The sequence below is a fragment of the Levilactobacillus parabrevis genome (assembly GCF_044051715.1).
In the GTDB taxonomy this organism is placed as follows: Bacteria; Bacillota; Bacilli; order Lactobacillales; family Lactobacillaceae; genus Levilactobacillus; species Levilactobacillus parabrevis.
Genome location: NZ_CP168688.1, coordinates 768,159 through 785,742, shown reverse-complemented (window position 1 = coordinate 785,742; position 17,584 = coordinate 768,159). Strand labels below are relative to the sequence as shown.

The following is a 17,584-nucleotide window of genomic DNA, read 5'->3' as shown; positions in this document are numbered from 1 at the left end:
TGAAAATAGCTCGTGAGCCGCCGCTAATTTTCGTTTAAGATACGGCCGTGCTCAGATACTCCGCGAGACGGTCACCCTGTAAGCCAGCGCTGAGGCCAACTAGCAGCTTGATCCGAGCCTTTTGGCCGTTCAAGCCTTGGCATAACATCAAGCCCATCTTGCGTAGCTCGATACCACCACCCTGATAGTCGTAAATGTCCTCGGCAACGCCATTATAACACCGTGAGACTAAGACTAACGGGATATGCCGATCTAAGAGGCGTTGAATGGCTGGTAAGGTAACTGGCGGTAAATTCCCAGCACCTAAGCCTTCGATGACAATACCGGCTGTCTGGTCACTGTTCAGGGCATCAAATAAACTGGCGTCCATCCCCGCGTAGGCCTTGAGCAAGTAGACGTGATCCACCACGTGGTCGATGTCGCAGGTTGCTTCTCGAATCAGCTGTTGGAAGTAGATTGGCTGTCCCTTGGCAACCAGACCAATGGGACCAAACGTCGGCGTACGGAAAGTGGCAACGTTGGTGGTATGGGTCTTGGTCACGTACCGCGCCGTATGAATCTCATCGTTCATCACGACCATGACCCCATTGCCCCGTGAGGCATCGTCTGCGGCCACTTCAATGGCCGTCTGAAAGTTATACAAGCCATCGGACCCAACTTCGTTAGAGGAGCGCATGGCCCCCGTCACGACTACGGGAATGGTGCTGGGCAGGGTCAGGTCGAGGAAATACGCTGTTTCTTCTAGCGTATCGGTTCCGTGGGTGATGACCACGCCGTCGATACCTTCCTTTTCTCCCTGATTAATACGTTCTTTGATCTTCAGCATTTCAACCGGTGTCACGTGCGGTGACGGTAAATTGAAGAGTTCGTCGGTAATCAGCTCAACGCGCCCTTCCATAATCGTTTCTTGCTGGGCAATTGGGTTCTGAGCGTTGGGCACGACCTCCCCCTTTTCGTTCTGGGACATCGAGATTGTTCCGCCCGTATGGATGGCTAAAATTTTCTTCACAACCGTCAACTTCTTTCTCAAAAGATTTTCTTTCCCACATTGTACCTTATTTGCTGTAGAATTTAGTTAGAATTAGGAGAGGATGTGTGGAAATATGCCGAAAAAAGATGAAAGCGCTAAACCCTACCGCCCTGGTGTGGTCGTCCACCCCAAAAAGTACAGCAATTCCGGTGGTGTCGCAGACTGGGGACCGCTATTCACTTGGTTTAGCGGGCTTTTCAAGAAACTATGGCATCGGCATTAGAAAAGTCTACCGGGTGTTGTTTTTTTCATTTTCACGTGGTAAAGTTATCAACATTCCATTAAAAAAATAAAGTGATTGCCTATATAATGCCAAGATAAGGTTGGCGAGTTTCTACCCAGAGCCGTAAACTCTGGACTATAAGCAAATTGAGGACGAAACTCTTTTTGCCGATGAAAAGAGTTCGTCGGTAGAGTTTTTAAGAAGCCCCCTTTTTGCAAAGGGAGCTTTTTTGTTTTCATCACCCTTGGCGGCGTATGGACATCACGAGAAGGAGGAACTTTTCTTGCAGTCCACTAAGTCCGCAACACCAGTCTCGTCATCAGAAAAAGGATCCGCCTTACCCATGTGGCGCGCGGCCATTCTCGGTTTTCAGCATTTATTAGCTATGTACTCTGGTGACGTCATCGTTCCCTTACTGATCGGGGGCGCGCTTCATTTTAACGCCATGCAAATGGCCTACTTAATCAGTGCGGATATCTTCATGTGTGGGGTTGCAACCCTCCTACAGCTCAAACGGACACCGTTGACTGGAATCGGCCTGCCCGTCGTTCTCGGCTGTGCGGTCCAAGCCGTGACACCACTGAGCGCCATCGGTAATCAATACGGCGTGGGCGTCATGTATGGCGCCATCATCAGTGCCGGGATCTTTGTCTTCCTTAGCGCTGGGTGGTTTTCAAAGATCAAGAACTTCTTCCCACCCGTTGTGACTGGCTCACTCATCACCATCATTGGGTTTACGCTAATCCCCGTCGGCTTCCAAGATCTCGGTGGTGGGGACGCCACGGCAAAGAACTTTGGTGATCCCAAGATGCTGCTGATCGGCTTTCTGACGATGGGGATCATCTTAGGGCTCAATGTCTTTGCCAAGGGATTTCTTAAATCGCTGGCTATTCTAGCCGGTATCCTGATTGGCACAGTCATTGCCGCCGCTATGGGCATGGTTTCTCTAAAGGCCGTGGGTCAAGCCAGCTGGTTCCACCTGCCGCAGTTCTTCTACTTTGGCACGCCCAAGTTCGAATGGTCTTCTATTCTGACGATGATTCTGGTGTCGCTGACCACGATGGTTGAATCAACGGGAGTCTTCTTCGCTCTCGGCGAAATCACCGGTCGTAAGATTGGCGAAAAGGATTTAAAACGTGGCTACCGCGCTGAAGGCATCGCCGTGATTCTCGGCGGCCTCTTCAACACCTTTCCCTACTCGACTTTCTCCGAAAACGTGGGAGTCGTGCAACTATCTGGCGTCAAGACCCGTAAGCCACTTTACTTCTCAGCATTGTTTCTCATGTTGCTGGGCTTGCTGCCTAAGATTGGGGCCCTCGCCACGGTCATCCCCAACGCCGTCCTCGGCGGTGCAATGATCGTTATGTTCGGGATGGTTGGTGTGCAAGGTATCCGGATGCTGCAACAGGTTGACTTTAAGGACAACAACAATCTATTGGTCTCCGCCATCTCCATCGGTTTGGGCTTAGGCGTCACCGTCTATCCCCAGATTTTCCAAGCCATGCCTCAGTCACTTCAGATCATCATGAACAACGGGGTCGTCATCGGCAGTTTCTCCGCGATCACCTTAAATATTGTGTTCAACATGCGGCCACAACGGGCAGTAGCACCAGCCCAAGCACAGGTCAACACAACTGTCCAACCGCAGAATCATCACTAACCGTTTCACGTTGTCTGTCACTGTAGCCAGTAACCGGGCCCCTTTGCCCTGATTGCCGGCTATTTTTGTCCGCAATTTATGACGGTTAGGATTGACTGTAAGTTATGTAGCAGAAACCTTCCGCCTACGGCTAAGCAAACGATTTTCTACTTCTATGAAACGTCACGCCTATCCTGACCGTCATAAATCATTTAATTTTGATTCTGTATATTTCCACTTAGATTGTTCCCAAAATGTGCTACCCATCTCCACTCTAAGTCAGCAATTCAATTGGATACTTACATCCATGTGAGCCGTGAGGGTGGCGCAAATAAGCTCAGCCGTGGGAATTCTCTTAGTGACGGGCTATGCCGCTTAGAGAATTGGTGCCTTTGAAACTCGTCTTCCAGAGGTTCAAAGCAAGCCCGGAGACCGCTCCTCGGCTTTAGGCGTCCGCCCTCAGCGCCACGGCCCATTTTCACCGGCCCGGTAAGGCGTAGTAATGCAAGCATACATTTTGGCTTGCAGGCGGGGGTTCGCGTATAATGTGAGTATTAACTTTGAAGAGGAGAACTGTGCATGCTAAGCATTCAACACATCAGCAAGCAATTCGACACCGTGAAAGCCCTAACCGACGTGAGCTTTGACGTACCCAATGGCCAGATCTTAGGATTGATCGGCCAGAACGGTGCGGGCAAGTCCACGACTTTTCACAGTATCCTAAATTTCATTAAATACGATGGCACCATCACCTGGCAGGGTCATCCCCTGTCGCCCGACGACTTCGATACGATTGGCTATCTGCCCGAGGAGCGGAGCCTAATGACGAAGTTGACCATTGAACAGCAGATTGTTTACCTCGCGCGACTCAAGAATAAGTCGGCCAAGGATATCCGGCCACGCATCGATGATTGGCTGGGCCGTTTTGCCGTTAAAGGCACCCGCAAGAGCCGAATCAATGATCTGTCCAAAGGGAATCAGCAAAAGGTCCAGTTGATCTGTACCCTGATCCACCATCCCAAGCTGTTAATCTTAGACGAACCCTTCAGTGGTCTCGACCCCGTTAACGCCGACTTACTGAAACAAGCGATATTAAACGCGCGTGATGACGGCGCCGCCATTATCTTTTCTAGCCATGACATGGAAAATGTTTCGGCCCTGTGCGACCACTTAGTCATGTTAAGAAAGGGCGAAATGGTGCTAAACGGGACGCTCAACGAAGTCCGTTCCCAATTCGGTAAGACTGAGCTCTACGTCACGACGGATTGGTCGGCGACGCGGCTCGCCACACTGCCCGGGGTTGCTAACGTGGAAACGCGGCAACCGGGACAATACCTTCTGCATTTGACCGATCCAGCCGTGGGCCCCGACATTTTTGCAGAGCTTACTCAGGGTCACTACATCGAAGAATTCAGTCAGCAGCCACCGACCCTCGATGAGATTTTCCGGATGAAAGTAGGTGAAGACCATGCGTAAGACCTGGGTCGTCACCTTTGAAACCTACCTTCGTCAAATCAAGTCCTGGAGCTTCCTGTTCATGGTGCTCGGACCCTTCCTGATGATTGGCCTGACGATTGGGATCAGCTATCTGAGTGCCAACAGCGCTTCCAGTAGCAAGCAAGTCGCCGTCATCAGCACGTCGCAACCCCTGCGTCGTGACTACATCAAGCAACAGGATAGTGGCCTCAATACCAAGATCACCACGGTCAGCGCGGCCAAGTCTGCGATGGGCAAGAATCATCTGGCAGGCTACCTGCTACTCAGCGATAGTCGGCAACAGATTCGCGCCGACTACCATGGCAGTAGCCAAATGAGCAACGCACTCAAGGCCCAAACGCAGAACTTTCTGAGTCGCTATCAACAGGCCCACAATTACCAGCAGGCTAAATTAACGACTAAACAGCAACGCTTATTGGCTCGGACACCGGTTCTTCAGCAACACATCGAGAAAAAAGCCGGTACCGCTAATTTAGCTAAAACTATCTCCTTCTGGATTCTGGTGACGATGATCTACATCATCCTGATTACCTACTCCACGATTGCCGCGCAGGAGATTGCTTCCGATAAGGGCACTAAGATTATGGAGATCATCTTCTCAAGTACCACGGCCACCAGTTACTTCGTGGGAAAAATCGCTGGGATCCTGCTGGTCATCCTCACCCAAATTATCATCTACCTCTTAGGTGGCTGGGCAGCATTTCAATTCGCCATGAACAGCGCTTCCCTAAAGCCGCTGATTACGCAGTACCAAAGCTTGATTGACACCGTTCTCCACAACCTGTTGAGTATCAATCTGGTCTACCTGTTCTTGGGTGTGATCATCTACACGATTCTCGCGGCATACAGTGGTGCGGTCGTGGCCAAGGCCGAGGACGCTTCTAAGGCGGCCCAACCGGTCGTCATGCTTGGAATGTTTGGCTTCTTCGCGACCTTCCCGTTCCAAAATAACATGGACGCCCTCTTGGTCAAGATCCTCTCGTACGTGCCATTCTTCTCGTCATACTTCATGCCGATGCGGATCATCAACGGCACAGTCAACGGTTGGGAACAGGCGATTTCACTGGTCGTGTTACTAGCTGCTATCGCCCTATTTGCCGGGTACATCGGCAGTCAATACCAACGACTGATGCTACAAACGGACAACCGTAGTTTCTGGCAACACCTGTTACACGGCTGGCGTCACCAGAGCTAATCTACGCTAGTCGCTCACTTCTCCAATAATCACATTGCCCATTAACATTTTTAGCCAACGTGCTATACTTAATGGGTAAGTTTTGGGCCTTTAGCTCAGTTGGGAGAGCGCCTGCTTCGCATGTAGGAGGTCGTCGGTTCAAGCCCGATAAGGTCCATCGTGTAGTTTTTAAAGGAGCAAATAAAAATAACTGACCGTTAGCTCAATGGCTACCAGTCAGTTATTTTTATTTCAGGTACTTTAAAGTTTCCACGCAGCTCTAATATTATCGATTATATTCTATTTTCTTCCTAAGTATTTTTACTCAGAATATGTTTTTACTTTTTACATATTCGCGTTACACTAATTGTGTACCATACATATATTAGGGGGTAGTTACATGATTAAGTTAACGGGTAGAGGCGCCACTGTTCTCATGATATTGGGGTTAGCCGCAGGGATTGGCCTTGCTACGGGGACGACCACAGCACACGCATCAAGTAAGTATTTAGACTTGGGACAGTCGGGGTATGTGCGGACTAAGAAGGCTATGTACGTTGGTCTCTATCAAAAGCATGGTAACACTTATAAGCCACTGCTCAAGAAAAAGGGCGCCCTATTACGGGTTGCTGGTATCTACCAGCCGACTGGTAAAGGCCCCATTAAGGTCTCTTTCACCTCTGGACCTGTCAATTATAACCGACTGAGCATGCTTAGATTCTCAGACACAGCAACTATTCCGCTCACTAAGGCAAATTTTAAAAACGTCAAGCTAAAAGCACCACTCCGTGGAACTGTGCTACGAGCAGGTAATGGGTTCAAAGAAGACAGCAAGTTTAACTATGGTAATAGTTCCGCATTCTACCTTACGCTGGATAACTATATTCAATATTACAGTAAATCAGCACTGGTTAAGGATGATGCTCAGGGCGAAATGGTGATTGATGGTGGAAACGCCATGGAGAACTACAAGCCTACTGCGTCAGCTAAGATGATTAAGACAACCGTCAAAGGCAACACAACTACTGTGCAATATAACAAGCGTATTAAGGGGATTCCCGGCAAGAAACTGAGTACCCACAAATATCAGATTAAAATTACCAATCTCAAAACACACGACGGTAAAAATTTTGCCGAAGAAACTCGGGGTAGTTGGACGAACTATACCGTTAATGCTAAGCCCTACTTTGAAGGCATGATGTACTTCGACTAGTTGCCACTCAAAAAGACTACTCATAACTGGGTAGTCTTTTTTGAGCCATTAACGTCAACCACGCCCGTTTAAAAAACGGACGCTTGTGAGAACCACACCCCACGGCATGGTGACCACAATTTGCTTAGATACAGCGCTAGCCTACGAATAGGACTTATCCACTAATTACCAAAGCCTTTTAGGTCCGCAGGTTGCCAGACGGACTCATTTCTTATAGGGTTGCTAAACCCTTAGCTAATATATTTTTTGCCGCGTTATGATCACGGACATGGAATACCCCACAACTAGGACACGTCCACTTGCGATCAGCCAACGTCAACTTGTTTTTACCGGTCATGATATACCCACAACGGCTACAAGTTTGCGTTGTATTTCGGGGATTGACAGTCAAAAACTTACAGCCGTACAAATCAGCTTTGTAGGACAGCATAGCCAACAGCGTCCGCCAACCAACGTCCGAGATGCTCATTGCCAAAGCATGGTTCCGCAACATATTTTTACTCCGCAGTTCTTCAGCTACGACTAAATCGTGGTTTTTGATTAAGGCCGTAGAGACGTGGTGCAGGAAGTTTTTGCGTTGATTAGCGACTTTAAGCTGGAACTTAGCCACCAGTATCCGTTGCTTTTGATAATTCCTTGATTCTGATAAGCGCCGTTGACTCTTTTTAGCTCGTCTGGCCCGCCGTGACAGTTTCCGCTGGGCTTTAGCCAGCTTTCCTTTAATCATCCGGTAATAACGTGGATTAGCAGTCACTTGTCCATTGGAGTCCGTCAGAAAGTTATCAAGGTTCAAATCGATGCCAACTTTAGATTCAACGGCTGATTGTTTAGAAACGAAGGGGTGTTCTGACCCAAGCTGTATGGACACAAAGTAATGGCCGACAGCATCCATCGAAATTGTCGTGGTCCCGATTCTAATATCATCGGCTCGGTCCAAAATCTTCGATGGCAGCCCCTTGAAACGGAGATGCCCCAGCTTGGGTAGTTGTAGGTGGTGGGTATCATTTAGTCTTACACTACCATTACGCATGGTTGGTACTGTCACTTTGGCACCGTACAAACATGACGTTTGATACGTCTGAGTATAGCCACGCTTATGAAATTTAGGCGTCCCTGCTTGATGAGCCTGGCGAAATAGCTTCCAGGCAGTCTTGTAATTTTTGATAGCATTAGCTTTCATCAAGCTATCAAAGTCCGAATGATTTAACCACCCGTGAATATTGGAGATAGCAGTTGATGGCTTCTTTAGACGTTCAGTCAAATCAGCGATGCGATCCAAGACAAGTGTAATAGGAATCTTCACTTGCTTTAACCAGAACAAGTCATTGTTCATACCGTTCATCTGATTATAAATAAATCGACTAGCGTCACTGTTACGCTTAATCAACCGTTTCTGTTCGGTTGAAGGAAAGGCCCTAACCTTAACGCCATAATGATAAGGTAGTTGTGCCATTGTCTTCGCCATAAGTTGCCACCTCCTCTTGCTTGATAGAAGCATACCATATGAGTATACTGTATCCATAACAGAACGTCTTATAATAATATTTATGGAGTACTCATATGAGAAAAGATGTTGGCGGAATAATTCACGAACGAGGTTATGTTTACAACTTTCATTTTCACTTGATCTGGGTCACTAAATACCGGCATGAAGCATTTACAACGCCCAAGTTAGTCGCTGAAATGGCCGACATTCTAACGAAAATAGCCCGACTGAACGAAGTGAACATTGAGCAAATGGAAGTAATGCCAGACCATATCCATTTACTACTAAGCTTTAAGCCCAAGTATGCACCAACCAATGTCGTCAAAGCCTTCAAGGGCGGTTCGGCTCGTTTATTCTTTGAATTACACCCAGAAATAAAGGTTCAGAAGTTCTGGGGCGGACATCTCTGGTCTCCAAGTTATTTCATGAGTACTCTTGGTGATATGAGCAAGGAAACTGTAGAAAACTACATTGCCAGTCAGCGAAAGGCATAGTGGCACTCATCCCTTGCTTGAAAGCAAGGGAATTCTGCCTAGCTTATATTAAAAAACTGCCTAGACAAGTTGCCCCCTAAATGATCGCTAATGCCCAGGGCAAAGTCCCTCATTCACTTTGCTGGAAAGGAATAATCACATGACCCCATACATTAATGTCCCCACCAAAACCATTGTCACTCCAGAGAACAAAACCTTCGCCTACCGCGTGATTGGTGCGCCCTCTGCCGTACCAGTAATCGGCCTGATTCACCTTTCCGGTAACCTCGATAACTGGGATCCTAGCGTTATCGACGGTATCGCCCAAGAACACCGACTGATTCTACCCGATTACCAAGGCGTCGGTGGTTCCGGCGGTAAGGCAGCGACAACTATTCAAGGCATGGCCCAGGAAATTCGCGAATTCATTCACGCCCTCGACCTTGGGAAAATCGATTTGTTTGGGTTCTCCATGGGTGGCTTCGTTGCCCAAGAAGTCATCAATCAGGAACCGGCGTTGATCAGACGGGCCATTTTAACCGGGACGGGCCCCCGTGGTGGTCAAGGGATTCGCGATGTGACACGCATTTCTGACCGGTCCTTGGCCAAGGCACTGGTCACCTTCACCGACATCAAAGCCTACCTTTTCTTCACCCGGACCCCCAATGGTAAGCGTCAAGCCGCACAATTCCTAAAGCGGATCAAATCTCGGCAGACCGACCGTGATCATTCAATCGGCTGGTCGGCCTACCGTACCCAACTGAAGGCCATCAACCAATGGGGCTCAGAGAAGCCGATTGATTTTTCCAAACTGGATATTCCCGTCTTAGTTGCGAACGGTGATCACGATATCATGGTTCCAACCAAGCCGAACAGCTATGCCCTTGATGAAGCCTTCACCAACAGTCAACTCATCATTTACCCAGACGCTGGTCACGCGGGTGTCTTCCAATTCGCCGACGACTTCGTCAAGCAAGTCAATAAATTTTTGAGCTAGTCACACTTTAAAGGCAAACTGGATTCTTTAATAGACAGAACGGCACTCTCTGAAATGGCGGAAGCCACTCAGAGAGTGCCGTTTTATTTTTATCATTATAATTTTTCACGAATTAACGACTACCGGCTAAATAGCCCTTGAAGACCTCACTAGAAATTTGACCAATCTGCCCTCGACACAGATAAATACTAATCATCCCCAACACCACGATGCCAACGCCTAACCAGAAATGCCAAGACTTAGTGTGTTTTGTGATAGATTGCCATGTCATCATTTCATCCCCTAATGGTGGGTTTCTGCTCCCTGATTGCTAGCATTGTAGCACCCTGCCACTCGGACAGACGTCTATAGGATTTCGATAGTAAGTTTAGTCGAACAATACTCTAGACAAATGACGTGGCCAATGTCTTGATGAAGGTCGTCAGCATCCGTGACTCCTGCTGGCTTTTTCGCTGAATGTAAACTGCCGTGAGCGTCTGACCGTCAAATTCTGTGGGCAAAACCTGTAATTGGCCGGCATCCAATTCGGGTTGAACCACAAACTTGGGCAGGTAAGCGATTCCCAGATTGCTGATCACACTCCGTTTAACGGCCTCAACGCTCCCAATTTCCAAGAAATTACTGAACACAATGTCTCGAGCAGCGATTGCCTTCATAAATTTCTTGTGGTAAATACTTTCTCGATCATCGGTAATCAACGCACATGTTAAGCGTTGATGTGCCTGACGCAAATCGACGGTCCGTGAGTCCAGCTGGGCACTCGCGACTAGAACCAGTGGAAAGTCACGCAACCGGGTCACCGCCAGGCTATTTCCATACCCGCCGACATCGTAATGAACGCCTAAATCAACGGTACCATTGGCCACTAGCTGCGGAATCGCAAAACAATTCGCCATTCGTAAAGATAATTGAACGGCGGGAACTTGGGCGTGAAACGCCTTTAAAATCGGCTGCATCCGATAAGTCAACAGTGTGTCTGGGATGGCAATTCTTAAATTCCCAGTGATCTCGGCATCTGCCTTACCGTAATTCTGCATTTCCGTAACCGTCCCTAGAATCCGGTCAACCGCGGGCAGGAGATTCTTGCCGGCCGTCGTGAACACCATCTTCCGCCCCACCTTTTCAAACAGTTGTAGCGATAACTCCTGCTCCAACTGCTGAACCTGAAAGGTCACGGTCGACTGCGCGTAATTCAACTGGTTCGCGGCCGCCTGAAAGCTGCCGGTCTCCGCAATGGCGCGCAGTGTCTTTAGGTTTTTAATATCCATTTCGGTGCTTCCCTTCTCTGGCCATATATCGATATTATTGAATAGTTAATTTTAATATTTCAATTAGACTGAACAATCATGTTGCATTAGTATAAATAATAACATTGCGAAAGTCAATTTCGCATCTTAGAGAGGAAGTCCCATCTTGAAAATCGCAAGCTATACCCCTGAATATCGCAATCAGGTGATTGCACTCATTCTCTACCTGCAAAACTATGATAACAAGGTCAACCTTTCCTTAGAAGAGCAGCCGGATATGGCCGACATCACCACCCACTATTTAAGCGATAATGGTGGCTTCTGGCTAGCCATCAACGACCAGGACATGGTTGTCGGCACGATTGGCCTGATGGTCGAGGACAGCCAATATGGTATTCTCAAAAAGTTCTTCGTCCATCAAGACTACCGCGGCACGGCAGCCGGTGTTTCACACAGCCTATTTGCCACCCTAATCGCTACCGCAACGCAGAAACGGCTACAACACATTCTATTGGATACGCCCGCTGCCTGCCACCGTGCTCACCACTTCTATCGTAAGAATGGGTTTACGGAAATTACGCGAGCAGCCGTGCCACTAACCTATGATTATCCAGACCGCAATTCACTCTTTTTTGTCCGCGACCTGTAGCAACCCACCGAAAGACTTCAATGCTCCCCTCACCTGTGCTACCATGAGACTAGTTCTGAACAAAAAATAGAATCTTAAAAAGCTAATATTAGAAACACAACTAGAAAGCAGGTTATCTCATGGGCCACCTCGTCTCGATCATCACCGTAATTATCTCGATTACTGCATTAGTTATTTCCTTAATTGGGCTCACTTTAGGCTTCCGTAACTGGAAACGAGCTACTGCAGGCCAAGATAAATCTGAAAAATAGGCCGAATGTTCCTCACCATATGGGGATAATTAGATTATTAAATATTGCCTAATCCTAGATTCAGAAATCGCTAGTGATTTCTGAATTTTTTTCGACTTTACGACCGTTATAAAAAAGAATCCTCAGCCATCGCCAAGAATCCGTCCAAAACTTATTTGTCCAATCTGTCGCAATAGATATTTATCCGACTTGTAACCTAAAACTCTTTCGACGCATTATCTCAAATACCAATTGCTACGACACCCCATTGCTTTTCTTGATCCGGCGTATAAATGGTATACGTGTCCGCTACCATTTGGGCGACGTCATCCTCCGGTGCGCTACCCACGCTCTCCGGGGAATACTGACTGTAAAGATTAGCAAAAGTCCTAAACTGGCGTACACTTTTCACGCGCCGAACGAGTTGCTGCGTTTCATCCGCTACATTGTAGAAACAAATTGAATCCCCCACGTGCAACCGCCGCCGTTTTTCATCATTTAGTCGAATCTCAATTGTTTTTGTTCCCACGAAGACCAACTCAAATTGGTCTGAATTAAGGCCCATCTTCAAATTTGTCTCTTCTTTCCAGTGCTTGGGGTAAGGATCTATTTACGCTGCTGTCTCAACAAATATTGATGCTGCTTATATGCCGAAATACTGAGTCCCGTCAGCACAACCGCCAACACCAACGACCACCCGAATATGCCCTGAGGCCGGTTGTAAGCGATGATTGGCACTAAGCTTAGCAAGTGATGATGCCAATCAGCTTGAATAAAAGCCCCCGTTGCTACAATCCATGAAACAAATGCTCCCCCATAAAACCATCTACGCACGTTGAATCTCCTCCTAATTGTCGCTACTCCGCTATCTACTCTACGCCGCCCACCAATCTTTTTCAAAAAGTTTAGCAAAGTTACCAATTTCCGACTATCCTAGAGAGGTAAGCACGATGAAAAATGGAGGTCTTCAAGATGGAATTTAATGTGACGCGTGATGGTTTAACCTTAGCGGGAATTTATGAGCCGGCACCTGAACCAAATGGGACAGTTGCCATTCTCATGCACGGCTTTACCGGTAATCGTGGCTATACCCCAACGGAACTACTGCCCCAACTCGCACAACGGCTACGAGCAATGGGTGTCGGCACCGTGCGCTTCGACTTTAATGGTCATGGTCACAGCGATGGCAACTTTGCCGACATGACCGTGGCCAATGAGATTGCCGATGCACAGGCTGTCCTAACCGCCGTTCAAACGCGGCTTGCCCCGAAACAGATTGACCTGTTAGGTCATTCCCAAGGTGGTGTGGTGGCCAGCATGTTAGCCGGCTACTATCCGGATCTAATTCATAAACTAGTGCTCATGGCGCCCGCCGCAACACTCAAGGACGATGCCATTGCTGGGCACACCCGCGGCCTCGACTATGACCCCCACCATATTCCTGCACAACTCCCTATGGATAACGGCAAGGTGTTGGGGGGCTTTTACCTGCGCACAGCGCAACTGCTCCCCATCTACGAGATCGCTCAGAACTTTACCGGTCCCGTCTGCTTGATTCACGGGGACGCCGACCAGATTGTTGCCAACCAAGCTTCGCAACGCTACGACGATGTCTACCAGAACAGCACCTTCCATCTCATCCCCGATGCCAGTCACCGTTTAGACGGTGCTGCACGGGCAACGGTGTTGCAACTCGCCACTGACTTTATTTCTGATTAATAATCGACGCGTTCAGCCAATGACTGGGCGTGTTTTTTTGTCTCACAGGGCCAACAGTCCGTTCGTTGATTACCTCCCCTAATTATCGTGGGCAACCATCATCTTTTTTCGTTCCCTTTTCGCGTAAAACCCGCTATAATCATTTAGGTTACACCATATTTCAATCCCAAAAACTCAACAGATAGAGGAGGTAGCCTGATGACGCAACCCATTATTACCTTGCGCAATGTCACCAAACGTTACGGGAACCACACCATTTTAAAAAATATTAATCTGACACTCGAGTCCGGCAAATTTTATACTCTGCTGGGACCATCGGGCTGCGGCAAAACCACGATTCTGCGGGCAATTGCCGGCTTCATGTCCGTGTCCGAAGGCGATGTCCTCTTCGCCGGGCAACGGATCAACGAAGTCCCCGCCAACAAACGCAACGTCAACACGGTTTTCCAAGATTACGCGCTCTTCCCCCACTTGACCGTGGCGGAAAACGTTGCCTTTGGTCTCACCCTTAAAAAGGTCGCCAAGGCTGAAATCGCCGAACGCGTCGCTAAGGCCCTCAAGCTTGTTCAGCTTGCCGGTTATGGCGACCGGGCCATCAGTGAACTTTCCGGTGGCCAACAGCAACGAATCGCCATTGCCCGCGCCATCGTCATGGCGCCTAAAGTTCTGTTGCTCGACGAACCGTTGTCCGCTCTGGACGCTAAACTGCGGCGGCAAATGCAATATGAACTGCGCGACCTCCAACAACGCCTGGGCATTACCTTCCTCTTCGTCACCCACGATCAAGAGGAAGCCCTCGCCATGAGTGATGAGATCTTCGTCATGAATCAGGGTGAGGTCCTGCAAAGTGGCTCGCCCGTCGATATCTACGATGAACCGATCAACCATTTCGTGGCCGACTTCATTGGGGAGAGCAACATTCTCCCCGCTAAAATGATCGAAGACTTCCAGGTTGCCTTTGGCGGGCACCAGTTCGAATGCGCCGACGCCGGGATTCCCGACAACGAACCGGTTGAGGTCGTGATTCGTCCCGAAGATCTCACTCTGACCACATTGGATCAAGCCAAGTTGACCGTGACCATTGACACCCAACTATTCCGTGGCGACTACTACGAAATCGCGGCGACCGACACCCACGGTAATGACTGGCTCATTCACTCCGTCAATCCCGCCGAGGACGGCGAGACTATCGGCATCACCTTCCGCCCACAGGATCTCCACGTCATGCGGTTTGGCGAGAAGGAAGCCGAGTTCGACGCACGCCTCGAGACCTATGAAGAATTGGAGGATGATGGCGTTGACGAAACGTAGAACTTGGGGGTACTTCATCCCCTATGGCCTCTGGCTGGCACTATTCGTGATTGCTCCGGTCGCGCTTATTATTTATCAATCCTTCTTTGACCTAGGCCAGCATTTCACACTAACCAATTACAGCACTTATTTCCGGTCCGCAACCTACTTAAAAATGACGCTGAACTCCGTCTGGTATGCCTTCTTAATCACATTATTCACCGGACTGATCAGCTACCCCACGGCCTATTTTATTCATCAGCTCAAGCACCGCCAATTCTGGTTACTGCTAGTGATTCTGCCCACCTGGATTAACATTCTCCTGAAGGCCTACGCGTTCATCGGCATCTTCAGTCAGGCCGGCCTCGCCAACCAATTTCTCACGTTCATTGGCATCGGCCCGCAGCAGATTCTCTTTACCAACGCCAGCTTCATCTTCGTGGCGACTTACATCCAGATTCCCTTCATGATTCTACCGATCTACAACGCTCTCGATGACCTGAATCCGGCGTTCGTCAATGCCAGTAAGGATCTGGGAGCCAGTACCTGGCAGACCTTTCGCCACGTCATCTTTCCACTGACACTTCCCGGCGTCAAGGCCGGGGTGCAGGCTGTCTTCATCCCTTCGCTCTCCCTCTTCATGTTGACCCGTCTGATTGGCGGTAACAAAGTCATCACACTGGGGACAGCAATCGAAGAACACTTCCTGACCACGATGAACTGGGGCATGGGCTCAACGATTGGGGTCGTCTTGATTGTGGCGATGATCGTCGTCATGCTCCTGACTGGCGACCAGAAGACGAAGGGAGGGACGCCACGATGAAACATAAATTGGCAAATACCTACCTGATTCTGGTCTTTATCATCCTTTATGCGCCTATTATCTTTCTGATTGCGTACTCCTTTAGCCAGGGTGAGACCATGACCAACTACCACGGCTTCACATGGCGCCACTATCAAACGCTGTTCAGTGACGCGCGGATGCTGGCAATCGTAGCCAACACCCTGTTGATTGCCTTGCTGTCATCGCTGATTGCAACCTTGATTGGTACCCTGGGTGCGCTGAGTATTACGCGCACAACCAAACGGGTGACCCGCGAATCGCTCCTCACGCTGAACAACGTCCTGATGGTCTCTCCAGATGTAATTATCGGCGCGAGCTTCCTGATTTTCTTCACAATGCTGAAGATTCCACTGGGATTCGGAACGGTCCTCATGAGTCACATTGCATTTGAGATTCCCATCGTCGTGTTGATGGTGCTGCCCCGGCTTCGCGAAATGTCGCGTTCCCTACTGGACGCCGCACAAGACCTGGGAGCGACCACTCGGCAGCTCCTGACGCAGGTGATTATTCCCTTCATCTCACCTGGCATCTTCGCGGGTTTCTTCATGGCCCTGACCTACTCGCTGGACGACTTTGCCGTGACCTTCTTCGTTACCGGTAACGGCTTCTCAACGCTGTCCGTGGAAATTTACTCGCGGGCACGTCAAGGGATTAACCTGGAAATCAATGCGCTGTCCGGCGTCATGTTCCTGTTCTCACTGCTACTGGTTGCCGGCTACTACTGGATTCAGCAGGCGAGTCAGAAGCGCCGCCACCGGAAACGGGAGGTGACCTCATGAAGCGTTTAGTGAGTTTGATTGTGGGCCTGCTGGCGGTCTGTGGGCTACTCGCCTACACCGGCTACCAACTTCAGGCCTCCAATGGTAGCACGGGTAGTAAGGTGCTGAACCTTTACAACTGGGGCGACTACATCGACCCGCACCTCCTGACGAAATTTCAAAAGGAGACCGGCTACCACGTCAATGTCGAAACCTTCGATAGCAACGAGGCCATGTATACCAAGATTAACCAGGGCGGCACCCACTACGATTTAGCGGTTCCTAGTGAGTACATGGTGGCGAAGATGAAACGCGCCCACTTGCTCCAGCCACTCGATAAAAGTCGCCTGACCGGCTTGCAGAACTACGATTCACAATTTCTGAATCAGACGTTTGACCGGGGCAATCGCTACTCGTTGCCGTATTTCTGGGGAACGTTAGGCATCATCTACAACGATAAATTTATCAAACCCGGTAGCATCCGTCACTGGAACGACCTGTGGTCCACCAAGTATCGCGATCGTATCATGTTGATTGACTCGGCTCGTGACATCATGGGGATGGCCCTCGCCTCACAGGGAAAGTCCATGAATACCACCGATCCGACAACACTGCGAGCGGCGGAACAGAAGCTCAATCGCTTGGCACCGAACGTCAAGGCGACGGTTGCCGATGAGATCAAGATGTACATGACCCAAAACGAAGCGCCACTCGCCGTGGATTGGTCGGGGGAAGCCGCAGAAATGTTGGCAAACAACGACCATCTCCACTACGTCGTGCCCAGCGAAGGCAGTAACTTGTGGATCGACAACCTCGTCATTCCTAAGACGGCACAGCACACCAATGCCATCTATGCCTTTCTGAACTTCATGTCGCGACCGGATAACGCTGCACAGAACGCGGAATACGTCGGCTACGCTACGCCCAACCGGACAGCTAAGACGCTACTGCCCAAAGCCACTCGCGATGATCAACAATTCTATCCCGATGCTACGACCTTGCGTCACTTAGAGGTCTACCGCGACCTTTCACCAACGAAGGTCCAGCTCTACAACGACCTCTACCTTGAATTCAAGATGCACCACTAGTTAATGACTCACAACAAATTAGTTAGC

At 49.3% G+C, this 17,584-nt stretch carries 18 protein-coding genes, 1 tRNA gene and 1 riboswitch; of the genes, 13 read left to right on the top strand and 6 right to left on the bottom strand.

What is annotated here, in order from left to right:
• Positions 1 to 34: 34 nt before the first annotated feature.
• The gene (locus tag ACEPSU_RS03815) at positions 35 to 1,018 is read right to left on the bottom strand and encodes an asparaginase (protein ID WP_027825997.1); all 984 of its coding nucleotides are present in this window, start codon (positions 1,016 to 1,018) and stop codon (positions 35 to 37) included.
• A 294-nt stretch (positions 1,019 to 1,312) separates the two neighbouring features.
• Positions 1,313 to 1,411: riboswitch (purine riboswitch) on the top strand.
• A 185-nt stretch (positions 1,412 to 1,596) separates the two neighbouring features.
• Here ACEPSU_RS03815 and ACEPSU_RS03810 point away from each other — a divergent pair.
• The 5 genes from ACEPSU_RS03810 to ACEPSU_RS03790 all read left to right on the top strand — a co-directional run bounded on the left by ACEPSU_RS03810 (position 1,597) and on the right by ACEPSU_RS03790 (position 6,776).
• Positions 1,597 to 2,913: a nucleobase:cation symporter-2 family protein gene (locus tag ACEPSU_RS03810; protein WP_395323132.1), complete on the top strand. Its 1,317-nt coding sequence runs from the start codon at positions 1,597 to 1,599 to the stop codon at positions 2,911 to 2,913.
• A gap of 558 nt (positions 2,914 to 3,471) precedes the next feature.
• The gene (locus tag ACEPSU_RS03805; protein ID WP_395322875.1) at positions 3,472 to 4,368 is read left to right on the top strand and encodes an ABC transporter ATP-binding protein; all 897 of its coding nucleotides are present in this window, start codon (positions 3,472 to 3,474) and stop codon (positions 4,366 to 4,368) included.
• Positions 4,361 to 5,584, top strand: a complete 1,224-nt coding sequence (locus tag ACEPSU_RS03800) for an ABC transporter permease (protein ID WP_395322874.1) — start codon at positions 4,361 to 4,363, stop codon at positions 5,582 to 5,584. The genes ACEPSU_RS03805 and ACEPSU_RS03800 overlap by 8 nt, the downstream gene beginning before the upstream one ends.
• A gap of 84 nt (positions 5,585 to 5,668) precedes the next feature.
• Positions 5,669 to 5,741 (top strand) — tRNA-Ala (locus ACEPSU_RS03795).
• Positions 5,742 to 5,963: 222 nt separating this feature from the next.
• A complete protein-coding gene (locus ACEPSU_RS03790) occupies positions 5,964 to 6,776 on the top strand; it encodes a hypothetical protein (RefSeq protein WP_395323553.1) in 813 nt (270 codons plus the stop codon).
• Positions 6,777 to 6,987: 211 nt separating this feature from the next.
• Here the strand turns inward: ACEPSU_RS03790 and ACEPSU_RS03785 are convergent, their stop codons facing one another.
• A complete protein-coding gene (locus ACEPSU_RS03785) occupies positions 6,988 to 8,241 on the bottom strand; it encodes an RNA-guided endonuclease InsQ/TnpB family protein (protein WP_395322872.1) in 1,254 nt (417 codons plus the stop codon).
• A gap of 95 nt (positions 8,242 to 8,336) precedes the next feature.
• On the opposite strand from ACEPSU_RS03785, the gene tnpA reads away from it, so the two are divergent.
• Positions 8,337 to 8,756, top strand: coding sequence for an IS200/IS605 family transposase (tnpA, locus tag ACEPSU_RS03780; protein ID WP_395322871.1), 420 nt, complete (start codon positions 8,337 to 8,339; stop codon positions 8,754 to 8,756).
• A 139-nt stretch (positions 8,757 to 8,895) separates the two neighbouring features.
• Complete coding sequence (locus ACEPSU_RS03775; RefSeq protein ID WP_395322870.1) at positions 8,896 to 9,732, top strand: alpha/beta fold hydrolase; 837 nt, start codon at positions 8,896 to 8,898, stop codon at positions 9,730 to 9,732.
• Between the two features lie 112 nt (positions 9,733 to 9,844).
• Here ACEPSU_RS03775 and ACEPSU_RS03770 read toward each other — a convergent pair whose 3' ends face one another.
• Both ACEPSU_RS03770 and ACEPSU_RS03765 read right to left on the bottom strand, forming a co-directional pair.
• Positions 9,845 to 10,003 (bottom strand): hypothetical protein, encoded by a 159-nt coding sequence (locus ACEPSU_RS03770; RefSeq protein ID WP_395361603.1) that lies wholly within the window; start codon positions 10,001 to 10,003, stop codon positions 9,845 to 9,847.
• Positions 10,004 to 10,115: 112 nt separating this feature from the next.
• Positions 10,116 to 11,000 carry a LysR family transcriptional regulator gene (locus tag ACEPSU_RS03765; protein WP_395323551.1) on the bottom strand — a complete coding sequence of 295 codons (885 nt, stop codon included), beginning with the start codon at positions 10,998 to 11,000 and terminating at the stop codon, positions 10,116 to 10,118.
• Positions 11,001 to 11,145: 145 nt separating this feature from the next.
• On the opposite strand from ACEPSU_RS03765, the gene ACEPSU_RS03760 reads away from it, so the two are divergent.
• Positions 11,146 to 11,628, top strand: coding sequence for a GNAT family N-acetyltransferase (locus tag ACEPSU_RS03760; protein WP_395322867.1), 483 nt, complete (start codon positions 11,146 to 11,148; stop codon positions 11,626 to 11,628).
• A 471-nt stretch (positions 11,629 to 12,099) separates the two neighbouring features.
• Here the strand turns inward: ACEPSU_RS03760 and ACEPSU_RS03755 are convergent, their stop codons facing one another.
• Entirely contained in the window at positions 12,100 to 12,429 is a 330-nt protein-coding gene (locus ACEPSU_RS03755; protein WP_395322866.1) for an ASCH domain-containing protein, read from the bottom strand.
• Between the two features lie 35 nt (positions 12,430 to 12,464).
• On the bottom strand, positions 12,465 to 12,692 hold the full coding sequence (locus tag ACEPSU_RS03750) for a hypothetical protein (RefSeq protein ID WP_395322865.1): 228 nt from the start codon (positions 12,690 to 12,692) through the stop codon (positions 12,465 to 12,467).
• 138 nt (positions 12,693 to 12,830) lie between these two features.
• Here ACEPSU_RS03750 and ACEPSU_RS03745 point away from each other — a divergent pair, with 138 nt between their 5' ends.
• The 5 genes from ACEPSU_RS03745 to ACEPSU_RS03725 all read left to right on the top strand — a co-directional run bounded on the left by ACEPSU_RS03745 (position 12,831) and on the right by ACEPSU_RS03725 (position 17,557).
• Entirely contained in the window at positions 12,831 to 13,577 is a 747-nt protein-coding gene (locus tag ACEPSU_RS03745; protein WP_395322864.1) for an alpha/beta hydrolase, read from the top strand.
• Between the two features lie 198 nt (positions 13,578 to 13,775).
• Entirely contained in the window at positions 13,776 to 14,888 is a 1,113-nt protein-coding gene (locus tag ACEPSU_RS03740; protein WP_395322863.1) for an ABC transporter ATP-binding protein, read from the top strand.
• Positions 14,866 to 15,690, top strand: a complete 825-nt coding sequence (locus ACEPSU_RS03735; protein WP_395322862.1) for an ABC transporter permease — start codon at positions 14,866 to 14,868, stop codon at positions 15,688 to 15,690. The genes ACEPSU_RS03740 and ACEPSU_RS03735 overlap by 23 nt, the downstream gene beginning before the upstream one ends.
• Complete coding sequence (locus ACEPSU_RS03730) at positions 15,687 to 16,490, top strand: ABC transporter permease (protein ID WP_125700408.1); 804 nt, start codon at positions 15,687 to 15,689, stop codon at positions 16,488 to 16,490. The genes ACEPSU_RS03735 and ACEPSU_RS03730 overlap by 4 nt, the downstream gene beginning before the upstream one ends.
• Positions 16,487 to 17,557, top strand: coding sequence for an ABC transporter substrate-binding protein (locus ACEPSU_RS03725; protein ID WP_395361601.1), 1,071 nt, complete (start codon positions 16,487 to 16,489; stop codon positions 17,555 to 17,557). Before ACEPSU_RS03730 ends, ACEPSU_RS03725 begins: the two co-directional genes overlap by 4 nt.
• Positions 17,558 to 17,584 lie beyond the last annotated feature (27 nt).

Bases quoted from the DNA above. Each gene is read 5' to 3' on its own strand.
- ACEPSU_RS03810 (WP_395323132.1), top strand. From the start codon at position 1,597: ATGTGGCGCGCGGCCATTCTCGGTTTTCAGCATTTATTAGCTATGTAC.
- ACEPSU_RS03805 (WP_395322875.1), top strand. From the start codon at position 3,472: ATGCTAAGCATTCAACACATCAGCAAGCAATTCGACACCGTGAAAGCC.
- ACEPSU_RS03800 (WP_395322874.1), top strand. From the start codon at position 4,361: ATGCGTAAGACCTGGGTCGTCACCTTTGAAACCTACCTTCGTCAAATC.
- ACEPSU_RS03790 (WP_395323553.1), top strand. From the start codon at position 5,964: ATGATTAAGTTAACGGGTAGAGGCGCCACTGTTCTCATGATATTGGGG.
- ACEPSU_RS03785 (WP_395322872.1), bottom strand. From the start codon at position 8,241: ATGGCGAAGACAATGGCACAACTACCTTATCATTATGGCGTTAAGGTT.
- tnpA (WP_395322871.1), top strand. From the start codon at position 8,337: ATGAGAAAAGATGTTGGCGGAATAATTCACGAACGAGGTTATGTTTAC.
- ACEPSU_RS03775 (WP_395322870.1), top strand. From the start codon at position 8,896: ATGACCCCATACATTAATGTCCCCACCAAAACCATTGTCACTCCAGAG.
- ACEPSU_RS03770 (WP_395361603.1), bottom strand. From the start codon at position 10,003: ATGACATGGCAATCTATCACAAAACACACTAAGTCTTGGCATTTCTGG.
- ACEPSU_RS03765 (WP_395323551.1), bottom strand. From the start codon at position 11,000: ATGGATATTAAAAACCTAAAGACACTGCGCGCCATTGCGGAGACCGGC.
- ACEPSU_RS03745 (WP_395322864.1), top strand. From the start codon at position 12,831: ATGGAATTTAATGTGACGCGTGATGGTTTAACCTTAGCGGGAATTTAT.
- ACEPSU_RS03740 (WP_395322863.1), top strand. From the start codon at position 13,776: ATGACGCAACCCATTATTACCTTGCGCAATGTCACCAAACGTTACGGG.
- ACEPSU_RS03735 (WP_395322862.1), top strand. From the start codon at position 14,866: ATGATGGCGTTGACGAAACGTAGAACTTGGGGGTACTTCATCCCCTAT.
- ACEPSU_RS03730 (WP_125700408.1), top strand. From the start codon at position 15,687: ATGAAACATAAATTGGCAAATACCTACCTGATTCTGGTCTTTATCATC.
- ACEPSU_RS03725 (WP_395361601.1), top strand. From the start codon at position 16,487: ATGAAGCGTTTAGTGAGTTTGATTGTGGGCCTGCTGGCGGTCTGTGGG.